Annotated in this window: 11 protein-coding genes; 1 reads left to right on the forward strand and 10 read right to left on the reverse strand. The window is 72.2% G+C overall.

The window, feature by feature from the left end:
• Positions 1–30: 30 nt before the first annotated feature.
• The 9 genes from hemB to B5D60_RS05410 all read right to left on the reverse strand — a co-directional run bounded on the left by hemB (position 31) and on the right by B5D60_RS05410 (position 11,107).
• Complete coding sequence (gene hemB / locus B5D60_RS05370) at positions 31–999, reverse strand: porphobilinogen synthase (RefSeq protein ID WP_078699194.1); 969 nt, start codon at positions 997–999, stop codon at positions 31–33.
• 137 nt (positions 1,000–1,136) lie between these two features.
• Positions 1,137–2,741 (reverse strand): uroporphyrinogen-III C-methyltransferase, encoded by a 1,605-nt coding sequence (cobA, locus tag B5D60_RS05375; protein ID WP_153303101.1) that lies wholly within the window; start codon positions 2,739–2,741, stop codon positions 1,137–1,139.
• A 99-nt stretch (positions 2,742–2,840) separates the two neighbouring features.
• The gene (hemC, locus tag B5D60_RS05380) at positions 2,841–3,764 is read right to left on the reverse strand and encodes a hydroxymethylbilane synthase (RefSeq protein ID WP_078699195.1); all 924 of its coding nucleotides are present in this window, start codon (positions 3,762–3,764) and stop codon (positions 2,841–2,843) included.
• Positions 3,761–5,059, reverse strand: coding sequence for a glutamyl-tRNA reductase (locus tag B5D60_RS05385; RefSeq protein WP_078699196.1), 1,299 nt, complete (start codon positions 5,057–5,059; stop codon positions 3,761–3,763). The genes hemC and B5D60_RS05385 overlap by 4 nt, the downstream gene beginning before the upstream one ends.
• Complete coding sequence (locus B5D60_RS05390; RefSeq protein WP_078699197.1) at positions 5,056–5,727, reverse strand: redox-sensing transcriptional repressor Rex; 672 nt, start codon at positions 5,725–5,727, stop codon at positions 5,056–5,058. The genes B5D60_RS05385 and B5D60_RS05390 overlap by 4 nt, the downstream gene beginning before the upstream one ends.
• Positions 5,728–5,832: 105 nt before the next feature.
• Positions 5,833–7,881: an acyltransferase family protein gene (locus B5D60_RS05395; RefSeq protein ID WP_078699198.1), complete on the reverse strand. Its 2,049-nt coding sequence runs from the start codon at positions 7,879–7,881 to the stop codon at positions 5,833–5,835.
• Between the two features lie 4 nt (positions 7,882–7,885).
• Positions 7,886–9,154 (reverse strand): polysaccharide pyruvyl transferase family protein, encoded by a 1,269-nt coding sequence (locus B5D60_RS05400; RefSeq protein ID WP_172806258.1) that lies wholly within the window; start codon positions 9,152–9,154, stop codon positions 7,886–7,888.
• 121 nt (positions 9,155–9,275) lie between these two features.
• A complete protein-coding gene (locus tag B5D60_RS05405) occupies positions 9,276–9,536 on the reverse strand; it encodes a glutaredoxin family protein (protein ID WP_078699200.1) in 261 nt (86 codons plus the stop codon).
• Positions 9,537–9,556: 20 nt separating this feature from the next.
• On the reverse strand, positions 9,557–11,107 hold the full coding sequence (locus B5D60_RS05410; protein WP_078699201.1) for a class I adenylate-forming enzyme family protein: 1,551 nt from the start codon (positions 11,105–11,107) through the stop codon (positions 9,557–9,559).
• A gap of 52 nt (positions 11,108–11,159) precedes the next feature.
• Here B5D60_RS05410 and B5D60_RS05415 point away from each other — a divergent pair, with 52 nt between their 5' ends.
• Positions 11,160–12,050 (forward strand): HAD family hydrolase, encoded by an 891-nt coding sequence (locus B5D60_RS05415; RefSeq protein WP_153302879.1) that lies wholly within the window; start codon positions 11,160–11,162, stop codon positions 12,048–12,050.
• Here B5D60_RS05415 and B5D60_RS05420 read toward each other — a convergent pair.
• On the reverse strand, positions 12,047–12,664 hold the full coding sequence (locus B5D60_RS05420) for a TetR/AcrR family transcriptional regulator (RefSeq protein WP_172806259.1): 618 nt from the start codon (positions 12,662–12,664) through the stop codon (positions 12,047–12,049). The genes B5D60_RS05415 and B5D60_RS05420 overlap by 4 nt on opposite strands.
• Positions 12,665–12,693: the final 29 nt, after the last annotated feature.

Genomic DNA, 12,693 nt, shown 5'->3' on the forward strand with positions numbered 1-12,693 from the left:
ACGCCGGTGGCGACCCCTGGAACGTCACGCTCAGCGCTGCAGACGGCGGGCGACCTCGGCCGCCCAGTAGGTCAGGACGATGTCGGCGCCGGCGCGCCGGATCGACAGGAGGGACTCGTCGATCGCGCGGTCGCGGTCGATCCAGCCCTGGGCGGCGGCGGCCTCGACCATCGCGTACTCGCCCGAGACCTGGTAGGCCGCGACCGGCACGTCCACGATGGCGCGCACGTCGGCCACGACGTCGAGGTAGGACATCGCGGGCTTCACCATGACGATGTCGGCGCCCTGCTCGACGTCCAGCAGCGTCTCGCGCAGCGACTCGCGCCGGTTGCCGGGGTCCTGCTGGTAGGTGCGGCGGTCGCCCTGCAGCGAGGAGTCGACCGCCTCGCGGAACGGACCGTAGAAGGCCGAGGCGTACTTGGCCGCGTAGGCCAGCACGACGACGTCCTCGTGGCCGGCGGCATCGAGCGCGCGGCGGATCACGTCGATCTGGCCGTCCATCATGCCGCTGGGGCCGACGACGTGGGCGCCCGCCTGAGCCTGCGCCACGCCCATCCGGCCGTAGATCTCGACGGTGGCGTCGTTGTCGACCCGGCCCTGTGCGTCGAGCACGCCGCAGTGGCCGTGGTCGGTGAACTCGTCCAGGCACAGGTCGCTCATGACGAGCAGGTCGTCGCCGACCTCCGCCCGGGCGTCGGCGATGGCGAGGTTCAGGATGCCCTCGGGATCGAGCGCACCCGAGCCCTGCGCGTCCTTGTGCTCGGGGACGCCGAACAGCATGACCCCGCCCAGGCCCAGGCTCACGGCCTCGGCGTACGCCCGGCGCGCGGACTCGCGCGAGTGCTGGACGACGCCCGGCATGCTCGTGATCGGGCGGGGCTCGGTGAGTCCCTCGGCCACGAACATCGGCAGGACGAGCTGCGACGGCACCAGGTGCGTCTCGCGCACGAGGCGTCGCACGGCCGCGGTGGACCGCAGCCGGCGTGGGCGTTCGATCATGCTTGCCTCCTGGAGGGATCGTTCCGTGATCTCGATACGGCGTCTCGCTGCGCTCGCCGCCACTCGATCACCGGATCGGGCCCGGTGATCGAGTAGCTCCGCGAGGAACGAGCGGGCGTATCGAGATCTCGCCCGACTCAGGCCTTGCGGCGCGAGGACGGCTTCTTCTGCGAGGGGCGCAGGACCGGGTCGCCGGCCTCGATGAACTGCAGGCGGCGCTGCTCGCCGAACTGCGCGAGCGCGTCGGCCAGATCCTCGGCAGACGGCTTCTCGGCCATCACGTCGACCCGCAGGCCGTGCTCCTCGGCGGTCTTGGCCGTGGCCGGACCGATGCAGGCGATGATCGTCGTCGCGTGCGGCTTGCCGGCGATGCCGACGAGGTTGCGCACGGTCGAGCTCGACGTGAACAGCACGGCGTCGAACTTGCCCGACTTGATCGCCTCACGCGTGGGCGCCGGCGGCGGCGAGGCGCGCACGGTGCGGTAGGCGGTGACGTCGTCGACCTCCCAGCCCAGCTCGACCAGGCCGGCCGCGAGGGTCTCGGTGGCGATGTCGGCGCGCGGCAGGAAGACCCGGTTGATCGGGTCGAGCAGCTCGTCGAACGGCGGCCAGTCCTCGAGCAGGCCGCGACCGGACTGCTCACCCGACGGCACGAGGTCGGGGCGGATGCCCCAGGTCTCGATGGCCTGGGCGGTCTTCTCGCCGACGGCGGCGATCTTCAGGCCGCTGAAGGCGCGGGCGTCGAGGCCGTACTCCTCGAACTTCTCGCGGACGGCCTTCACGGCGTTGACGCTGGTGAAGGCGACCCACTCGTAGCGGCCCTCGACCAGGCCGCGGACGGCCTTGTCCATCTGCTGCGGGTTGCGCGGCGGCTCGACCGAGATGGTCGGGACCTCCTCGGACACCGCGCCGTACATGCGCAGGCGGGCGGCGAGGGACTGCGACTGCTCCTTGGTGCGGGGCACGAGCACGCGCCAGCCGTAGAGCGGCTTGGTCTCGAACCACGACAGGACCTCGCGCTGGGCGACGACCTCGCCCACGACCACGATCGCCGGCGGCGTCATGTGCGATGCCGCGGCGGCCTCGGCGATGCCCGCCAGCGTGGAGACGACCGTCTCCTGGGCGGTGGTGGTGCCCTGACGCGTCATCGCGACGGGGGTCTCGGGCGAGCGGCCCGCGGCCACGAGGCCGGCGGCGACCTCGCCGATCCGGTTCACGGCCGAGAGCAGGACGAGCGTCTCGTGACGCGCGGCCTCGCTCCAGTCGACGTTCGAGTCGCCGACGCTGACGACCTTGAACTCGCGGTGCTGCTTGTCGGTCAGCGGAACGCCGGCGTAGGCCGGGACCGCGGAGACCGAGGAGACGCCGGGGACGACCTCGAAGGAGATGCCCGCCTTGGCGCAGGCCTGGGCCTCCTCGGGGCCGGTGGCGTAGGTGAACGGGTCGCCGACCATCAGGCGCACGACGTGCGCGCCGGTCTTGGCGTGCTTGACGACGAGCTTGCCGCGCGCGGCGTGGGTCAGGGTCTCGCCGGCGGCGTTGGTGCCGCCGTCGATCACGTCGGCGCCGTTCGTGACGAGCGCGTGCTGCTCAGGCGATTCGACGATGACGACGTCGGCCTGCGCGAGCACCTCGGTGGCGCGGACGGTCAACAGGCTGGCGTCGCCGGGACCGGCACCGACGAAGCTCACCCGGCCGGCAGGCTGAGCTTTCGGCGCGGTCGTGGCGGGGGACGTGGGCATCGCGGAGGTGGTGGACACGCTCTTCCTTGCTGTGATCGGTGGCGGAGTCTCGTGCATGTTGTTGCTCATGACGTAGTGCTGCTCATGACGTAGTGCTGCTCATGGGGTGGTCACCGATCCCATGAGTTGATCGGCGCCCTCGGCCAGCAGCTCCTCGGCGAGACGACGCCCGAGGGCGGCGGCTTCCGAGGTAGCACCGGAGGCGGACCGTCGGATGACGGGGTTGCCGGAGAGGTCTCCGACGACGGCGCGCAGCCAGAGCTCGTCCCCGTCGTCCCCCCAGACGACGTCGGCGAGGGCTCCGACGGGAGCGCTGCACCCGGCCTCGAGGGTGGCGAGGAGGGTGCGCTCGGCCGTGACGGCGGCCCGGGTGTCGGGATCGTCGAGCACGGAGAGCAGTGCGGTGGTCGCGTCGTCATCGGCGCGGCACTCGCACGCGAGGGCTCCCTGTCCGGGAGCCGGCAGCATCTGGAGGGGGTCGAGGACCTCGGTGGCCTCGTCGGCACGACCCAGGCGCAGCAGGCCGGCGCGGGCGAGCACGATCGCGTCGAGCTGGCCTCCGGCGACCTTGCCGATCCGGGTGTCGACGTTGCCGCGCAGCTCGGCGATCTCGATGCCGAGGCCGAGGGCGTTCAGCTGGCTGACCCGACGAGGGCTGCCCGTGCCGACCCGGGCGCCGCGGGGCAGCTCGCCGAGGGTGAGGCCGTCGCGGGCGATCAGGACGTCGCGGGGGTCCTCGCGCAGCGGCACGGCGGCCAGCGTGAGGCCCTCGGCGGCGGCCGTGGGCAGGTCCTTGAGCGAGTGCACGGCGAAGTCGACGGTGCCGTCGAGCACGGCCTCACGGACGGCCGCGACGAAGACGCCGGTGCCGCCGATCTGCGCCAGCGGAGCACTGGAGCGGTCGCCCTCGGTGGAGATCTCGACGAGCTCGACCTCGACGCCGTGCGCCTCGCGGAGACGGTCGGCGACCCACCCGGACTGGGTGGTGGCCAGCTTGCTGGCGCGGGTTCCGAGACGGATCACGCGGGGTCACCTCCCGGGTCGGTGACGGCGCTGACCGCCGACGGGTCGAGCTGGAACAGGTGGGCCAGCGCGTCGGCGTAGGTGAGGTTCTCGGGGCCCTCGACGAGCTCCTTGACGCGCACGGTGGGCTGGTGGATCAGCTTCTCGGCGACGCGGCGCATCGCGCGGCGGACCTCGTCGAGCTGGGCGTCATCGAGGCCGGACAGCCGGCTCTGCAGGCGCGCGGTCTCGGAGCTGACGACCTCGGTGGCCATGCTGCGCAGCGCGACGACCGTGGGCGTGACCTTGGCCTGCTGGCGGCCGGCCAGGAACGAGTCGACCTCGGACTGCACGATCGCGCGGACCTGCTCGACGTCCTCAGCGACGGAGTCGGCGGTGGCGTGCGCGGCCAGGACCTCGATATCGATGACGTCGACGTTCGGCAGGTCGCGCACCTCGTGCGAGACGTCGCGCGGCAGGGCCAGGTCGATGACGGTCATGGGGCGGCCGTCGCTGGTGGCGCGCTCGATCCGCTCGGTGTCGAAGACGACGCCCGCGGCGCCGGTGCACGTGATGAGCACGTCGGCGGCGGAGAGCTCGACGTCGAGGGACTCCCAGCGGACGGCGCTGACGCCGTGGCCGGCCACCAGCTCGAAGGCGCGCTGGAACGTGCGATTGGCGACCCAGATCCGCGACGGATCGACGCCGCGCTCGATCAGGGTGCGCACCGCGAGCAGGCTCATCGTGCCGGCGCCGGCGACCAGGAAGCGGGCCTGCGGTCCGGTGACCGCGTCGCCCGCGGCACCCAGCGCGGCGGTGACCAGCGACGGCGCCAGGCGGTCGATGCCGGTCTCGGCGTGGCCGCGCTTGCCGATGCGCAGGGCCTGCTGGAAGAGCGTGTTGAGGCTTGTCCCGGCGGTGGCCTCGGCCTGGGACTGGTGCAGCGTGGAGCGCACCTGGCCGAGGATCTGGCTCTCGCCCAGGATCATCGAGTCCAGGCCGGCGGCCACGCGGAACAGGTGCGCCACGGCGGCCTGGTCGTAGTGCACGTAGACGTACGGCAGCAGGGCCTCGCGCCGCAGGCCCGACATGTCGGCCAGCAGCTGCGTGACCTCCTCGACCGAGCCGTGGAATCGATCGGCCTCGACGTAGACCTCGACGCGGTTGCACGTGGAGATGACGGCCGACTCGGTGACGGCCGGGACCTCGAGCGCCAGGTGCGACAGCTTCACGGCCGCATCGGTGTCGAGGGAGGCCTGCTCGAGCAGGTCGACGGGCGCGGACCGGTGGGACAGTCCGACGACGAGCACGCTCATGAGAGAACCGCCTCCTCGCTCGGAGCCGCCTGCCGGCGGTGGGCGTGGTAGCCCAGGATCTGCAGCTCGGCGGCGACGTCGACCTGGCGCATATCGACCTCGGCGGGGACCTGCAGCGCGGTGGGCGCGAAGTTCAGGATGCTGCTGATGCCCGCGGCGACGAGGGCGTCGGCGACGCTCTGCGCGGCGGCGGGCGGGGTGGCGATGATGCCCAGCGAGACCTCGTCGCGCACGACGATGGCGGCCAGGTCGTCGATCGAGAGGACCTCGTGACCGCCGACGACGGTGCCGATCAGCTCGGGGTCGGCGTCGACGACCGCGGCCACCTTGACGCCCCGGGCGCCGAAGCCCTGGTAGGCGGCCAGGGCCGTGCCGAGGTGGCCGGCACCGACGATGACGACGGGCCACGGCTGGGTCTGGCCGACGACGGTGGCGATGTGACCGGCCAGGAAGCGGACGTCGTAGCCGACGCCGCGGGTGCCGTAGGAGCCCAGGTGCGAAAGGTCCTTGCGGACGATCGCGGAGTTCACGCCGGCCGCGGTGGCCAGGTGCTCGGACGAGCAGACGTCGGTCCCTCGCTCCGCGAGCTCATCGAGAGCACGCAGGTACAGCGGGAGCCGGGCGACGGTGGCGTCGGGGATCCCAGCGGGGCTGCGAAGAATGGTCACGGTACTCCTGCGCCGCGGAATGACGGGAATTTTGGGCCGTGGCGCGCCGTCAGTCTAAGAGTTTGGGAACCCTTTCACAAAATCGGCGACGACGACGCGGCCCGTTCAGCGGTCACTGGTGGGGAGGCCGTCGACGGTCTCGGTGATGCGGTTCCACAGGAACGGAGCGAGCGAGCGGGTGAACGTCGCGGTGAAATGGTGGCGGTCGCGATAGACGTTCACGCCGCCGATCATCGCGGGGCAGACGTCCTCGAGGCAGTAGAAGTCGGTCATGTCGATCCGGTGCGCGCCGTCGGTCATCCGCGCCGCGTCGCCGAACGGGTCGCCGTACGGGAACGCGTCCTCACGCGGGACCGAGCAGGTGGTCTCGTCCCACGAGTCGACGCGGTCCAGGCACTTCGCCGGCGGGGTGCCGTTGTCGGGGTTGTCGACGAGGGCGGCCACCGGGATGCCGAGCTTCGTCCCGCGGGTCCACGCCTCCGAGAGCGCCTTCGCCTGCTGCGTGCGCGAGCCCGCGAGGTTGCGCGCGTAGCCGGTGGTGACGATCAGGTCGATGTCGTCGCGGTTCTGCTCGAGCCACTCCTCGACGTTCTCGCGCCACGCGGGGCACGTGTCGAGGACCTCGGGAACCGCGGTGCGGCCCGGAAGGTCGGTCGACCACGCGCAGCCGCCCTTGAGGTGGGTGGTCAGCGAGAGCTCGCCGATCTCGGCCAGGCGCACGAAGCCCGGCAGCATGGCGCGCGCGTGCGAGTCGCCCAGGAGCACGACGTGGGGCCGGTCGGCCGAGCGCTCGCCGAACTCGCACGACTTGAGCTCGACCTGCTCGTTCTTGCCCCAGCACTCGCTGCGACCGCCCCAGTCGCGTCCGACGTCGGGTCCGGCGGGGACGCGCATCGTGGCGAGCTCGGGGTTCTCGCACTCCCCCGCCGGCGGCATCGAGGCGGCGCCGAAGCACTCGGGCATGTCGGCGTTGACGCGCGCGGTGAGCTCCTCGGCGCGCTGTTCCTGCGCGCGGCCTGCCTGCAGGCCGAACGCGGCGACTCCCACCACCACGGCCGCGGCCGTCAGCGAGCCGATCGCGGTGACGACGGGTCGTCGCATGCCGAACCTGGTGCCGAAGCGGATCGGGTTCTCGACGAACCGCATCGTGAGCCAGGCCAGGACGAAGGTCGCGACGAGGATGCCCACGCGCGGCCACAGGCCCATCTCGCCGTCGAGGATCTCGGGCAGCAGGATGATCGGCGGCCAGTGCCACAGATACATCGAGTACGAGAGGTCGCCCGTGGTCTGCACGGGCCGCCACGCCACCAGCGGCGTGGGCGAGAGGCGCCCGGCGGGCGTGCCGGCCGCGATCACGAGCAGGGTGGCCAGCACCGGCGCGATGGCGGCGGTGCCGGGGAACGGCGTGCCCTCGTCGTAGACGAAGGAGCACACGGCGATCACGCCGAAGCCGATCCACGAGGCCGCGATCGCGGTGCGGCGCGGCAGCCGGATGCGGTCGACGAGGGCGACCGCGAACACCGCGCCCGCGCCGAACTGCCACGCACGGGCCGGTGTGGCGAAGTAGGCCAGCTGCGGGTGCTGCGCGGTGAGCCACAGCGAGTAGAGGAAGCTCGCGAGCGTCACGACCGACAGCACGATCACGACGGCCCGCTTCCGGGACAGCCCGCCGAAGCGGCGCGCGAGCGCGAGCGCGGCGATGATCAGCAGCGGCCAGACGAGGTAGAACTGCTCCTCGACCGAGAGGGTCCAGTAGTGCTGGACGGCCGACGGGACGCCGTCGGCGGCGAGGTAGTCGACCGAGTCGATCGCCAGGACCCAGTTCTCGACGTACAGGGTCGAGCCGATGATCTCGCGGAAGTTCTGCGTCCACTGGGCCGGCGGCAGCCACAGCAGCACGCCGATGGTCGTCACGAACAGCACGAGGTACGCCGCCGGCAGCAGGCGCCGGGCGCGCCGTGCCCAGAACTGGGCGAGGTCGACGCGGTCCTTGCGCTCGACCTCGCGCATGAGGTGGCTCGTGATGAGGAAGCCGGAGATGACGAAGAAGACGTCGACGCCGATGTAGCCGCCGCTCAGGCGGCCGGGCCACAGGTGGAAGCCGACGACCGCCAGGACGGCGACCGCCCGCAGGGCCTGGATCTCGGGACGCATCAGGTCAGCGGCTGCGGCGGAACAGCCCGCGGCGCTGGTTCCCCGACTCGAGCTCGGCGACACGCGCCTCGAGCTTCTTCGCCCGCGCCTCGGCCTTGGCGATGCCCTGGTGCGCCGAGCGCGCCGCGTTCCAGACGCGCAGGTCCATCAGCTCGGGCTCGGTGGAGCGGGGCCGGACGACGATGCCGGGTCGCACCTCGACCTGCGCCACCGCGAGGTCGAACGGCGCCTCGCCGGCCGGGAGGTCCAGCGAGTGGCGCAGGCCGTGCTTCTCCAGGAAGCCGGCGAAGCGGGCCAGGCGCTCGGGGTGACCCTGCACGAGGCGGGTGTAGTCCGACCTCTCGAAGAGGCGCTCGGGCGTGTCCTCGCGGCGGTGCTGCGTGACCTGCGTGTGCGGGATCTCGAAGTACTCGCACAGCTCGCGGGTGCGGCTGTCGTGCACGATGACGTGCGCCGGCGTGCCCGACAGCAGCGAGGCGATGTTGCCGTGGATGCGGTGGCCCACCGTGAACTCGCGGTCGGCCATCGACTCGATCCACGTGGGGGCGTGGCAGTGGAAGACCGCCTTGTTCTCCAGGAACGCGTGGTGGCGGATCGAGCCGGGGTACCCCGGCGACGTCGCCTTCACCGACGGGCCGCCGAGCATCGCGTCGAGGTCGTTGACCTGCTGCGCGACGTACTCGGCACGGGGGTGGCGGGAGAAGACGTCCTCGACCCAGCCGCCGGGGATCGGGACGTGCGGCGTGAGGTTGAGGCTCACCTTGGTGTGCGCGTCGAACGCCGGCGCGGTGTCGCGGATCCTCAGGTCGGGGCCGCGCAGGAACATCGACGGGCAGCCGATGACGTCGACCTCGGAGAAGCCCAGGTCGGAGAGGTAGGCGGCGGTGCGCTCGCCGCGCACGCCGATCGACGGGCCACGCGACAGGACCGCGCGCATGAAGCGCTGGGCGGCGGCGTCGACCTCGTCGGAGCGCTCGGGCGTGCCGTCGAGCTGGAACTGGCCGCCGACGCCCAGGATCGTGACCGGGACGGTGAGCCGCTCGATCGCCGACGTGAGGTCGCCGAGCTGCGGCAGGTAGCCGCGGCGGAAGGCGTTGGCCAGCGGGATCACGACGTGGCGCTCCTCCTCGTTGAGGCGGTCCACGCTGCCCATGAGGGTGTTCAGGTTGTTCGCCTCGACGTCGACGCCGTCCACCATCACCGAGCGCTGCGCGGAAGCGGCGAAGATGAGGTTGCCGGAGTTCTTGCCGCAGCCGACACGGAACCTCTTCATCGAAGGAGGGTTCATCGGGTCGACGTAACGGCGGACGTAGATGCGATCTGACACGCCTTGAAGTTTCCCTGACTGCGGCAAGGAACGCGAATGCGCCCCGGGCAGCGGCCCTCCCGGCGGCTCAGCCGCGGGCGAGCGCGGCGCGCAGGCGCGCGGGATCGACGCGCCAGAAGTCGTGCTGGCGACCGTCGACGAACGTCACGGGCACCTGGTCGGTGAACCGCTGCTGCAGGTCGGGATCGGTGTCGATGTCCACGCGCGTCCAGGCGTCGCCGGTCTCGGCGACGAGCTGGGCGACGATCTGCTCGGCGGCCTCGCACAGGTGGCACCCCTCACGGGAGTAGACCACCACCCGGGCGTCCTCGGCGTGCGCGATCCTCATGCTCGCTCGCTGGCGCTCGCTCACGCCGGCTCCGAGCGCGCGAGGGCGCGCAGGCGTCCCTTCGCGACCTTGCCGGTGGGCGAGTGCGGGAGGGCGGCCACCACGATCACGCGCGAGGGCACCTTGAAGCGCGCCAGACGCTCGGCCGCGATGGAACGGACCGCGGCCTCCACCGGGGCCGAGTCGTCCTCGGGGTCGTCGGGGACGACGAAGGCCACGACCGCCTCGCCGGTGCGGTCGTCGGGCACGCCGATCACGGCGACCGACTCGACACCCGGGGCGTCGACGATCGCCTCCTCGATCTCCGAGGGGTAGACGTTGAAGCCCGAGACGTTGATGGTCTCGCGCAGGCGGTCGACGAGGACGAGGTTGCCCGCGTCGTCGAGAAGCCCGATGTCGCCCGTGGCCCACCAGCCGTCGGCGTCGGGGCCGTCGGAGCCGTCGGGCCAGTAGCCGGAGAAGAGGTTGGCACCGCGGGCGTAGATCTGCGCCGGGTCGCCGGTCGCGGCCGGCTGGCCCAGGAAGTCGCGCAGCGCGATCTCGACCCCCGGGAGCGGACGCCCGACCGAGCCCCCGGGCGGCAGCTGCCCGGGCTCGCGGCCGTCGCCGATGGTCATCGTGAGCACGGGCGAGGTCTCGGTGAGGCCGTAGCCCTGTTCGACCGGCTGGCCGGAGAGGGCATGGAACGCCTCGGCCAGCTCGGGGTCGAGAGCCGAGGCTCCGGAGACGACGAGGCGGACCCCGGCGAACGCCTCCGCCAGCCCCTCCAGCCCGACGAGGGCCTGGATCACCTGCGGCGCGACGGGCAGGTTCGTGACGCCGTGGTCGACGATGTCGCCCAGCAGCGCGCCGGGATGGAACTCCTCCACCAGTACCGCGGTGGCGCCGACCCGGACCGAGAGCGACAGCACGCAGTTCAGCCCGTAGATGTGGAACATCGGCAGCAGGCCGAGCACGACGTCGTCGGGCGTGACGACCCGCGGCGAGTCGACCTGCAGCAGCTGGTCGAGGTCGGCCGCGAGCGCGCGATGCGTGAGCATGACGCCGCGCGGCAGGCCCGTGGCCCCCGACGTGAAGAGGACGACCGCGAGCGACTCGGGGTCGCGCGGGGCGATCGGCTCCAGGTCGGCTGCGTGCTCGAGCAGCGCACCGAAGCGCAGCTCACCCGCCTCGGGGGCGGCGCGGTGGACGACGATGAGCGAGTCGCCCGTCTCGGCCTGACGCACCTGCGTGATCGACTGGGCGTCGCCGACGACGATCTTGGGAGAGCAGGCCTCGACCATCCGCGAGATCTCGCGCGGGGTGGCGCGCGGGTTGATCGGCACGGCGACGAGGCCGCCGCGCAACACGCCGTAGTAGGCCACGGCGAGGTCGATGCCGTTGGCCATGACGAGGGCGACTCGCTGTCCGGCGAGGACGTTGCGGCCCAGCAGGGTCCGGGCGACGCGATCGGCCCACTCGTCGAACTCTGCCCACGTCACGCGGCGGTCGCTCCGGGGCTCGATCAGGGCGATGCCCCCAGGGTCACGACGCGCGGTCTCGCGCAGATCGTCACTCACGTTGACGGTCATGGCGACGAGTCAACCACACCTCGCGGCACGGCAACGCCGTTACAGTGACGCCATGTCTCCGCGCCGACCGCACGACGCCCCGCTCAACCTGCAGTCGCGCTCGATCCTGGCCGGTCAGGCGGCGGCCGCCGCGGCCGAGGTGGAGCAGGCACTCGCGCAGCCCGCCGACCCCACCGCCGCCGCGTTCTTCGACGTGGACAACACGATCATGCAGGGGGCCTCGATCTTCCTGCTCGCGCGCGGCCTGCACCGACGCGAGTTCTTCACGACCCGCGACATCGCCCGCGCGGCCTGGCAGCAGGCCTACTTCAAGTACGTCGGCGTCGAGGACCCCCAGCACATCGAGCAGGCCCGCAACGCCGCCCTGCAGTTCATCGCCGGCCACGAGGTCAGCGAATTGGAGGAGATCGGCGAGGAGGTCTTCGACGAGTACATGGCGGCCAAGATCTGGCCCGGCACCCGCGCGATGGCCCAGTGGCACCTCGACCGTGGCCAGCGGGTCTGGCTGATGACCGCGGCGCCGGTGGAGATCGCGCAGGTCATCGCCCGCCGCCTCGGCCTGACCGGCGGCCTGGGCACCGTGGCCGAGCACGTCGACGGCGTCTACACCGGACGGCTCGTCGGCGACATGCTCCACGGCGAGGGCAAGGCGATCGCCGTCCGCGCCCTGGCCGAGTCCGAGGGCCTCGACCTCGAGCGCTGCTACGCCTACTCCGACTCCTCCAACGACATTCCCATGCTGTCGCTCGTGGGGCACCCGTGCGCGGTCAACCCCGACGGGGCGCTGCACTCCCACGCCAAGGCCAACGGCTGGCTGGTGCGCGACTACCGCACCGGGCGGAAGGTGGTCGCTGCCAGCGCGAAGGCCGGCGCGGCGGCGGCCCTGGCGACGACCGTCTGGCTGCTCGGCCGGCTGCTCGTTCGGCGCCTGCGGCGCTCCTAGTCGGCGTCGAGCGGGGGCTGGCGACGTTCGGGCGGGGCGCCGAGGCTCTCGTAGTCCTCGTCCGAGAGCGGCGGCAGCTCGCCCTCGGCCTCGGGCGACAGCGCGGGCAGCAGCATCGCGAGGTAGCGGCGGCGGACCGTCGCGGTGGCGACCGGCGAGTTGAGGCCCAGCACGATCATCCGCAGCAGCCAGTAGAGGTCGACCGGCTCCAGGTCGCGTCGCAGGACCCCCCTCAGCTGGCCGCGTCGCAGCAGGTCGACGAACGGCTCGGCGAGCACCTCGAGCGCCTCGTCGGTGACCTGGCTGGCGCCCACCTCGCTCAGCACGGGCGCGTAGCGGCCGATCACCTCGACGAAGTGGGCGGCCACGTCGAGCAGGTCGGCGTCCTCCGCCTCGGCACCGTCCACGAGCGGCAGCAGCTCCTCGGCGAAGATCCGCGCGAACACGGCGCTCTCGAGGGCGGCGCGGTTCGGGAAGTGCCGGTAGACCGTGGCGACGCCGACACCCGCCTCGGCCGCGATCTGCTCCATCGAGGGCGCGGCGTCCTCGGCCCAGAGGCGCTGGACCGCGGCGAGGATGCGCTCGGCGTTGGCGAGCGAGTCACGTCGTGACACAGGTCTCCACCCCTCCTCTGGCCTCGTTG

It is taken from the genome of Aeromicrobium choanae (assembly GCF_900167475.1).
Lineage (GTDB): Bacteria > Actinomycetota > Actinomycetes > Propionibacteriales > Nocardioidaceae > Aeromicrobium > Aeromicrobium choanae.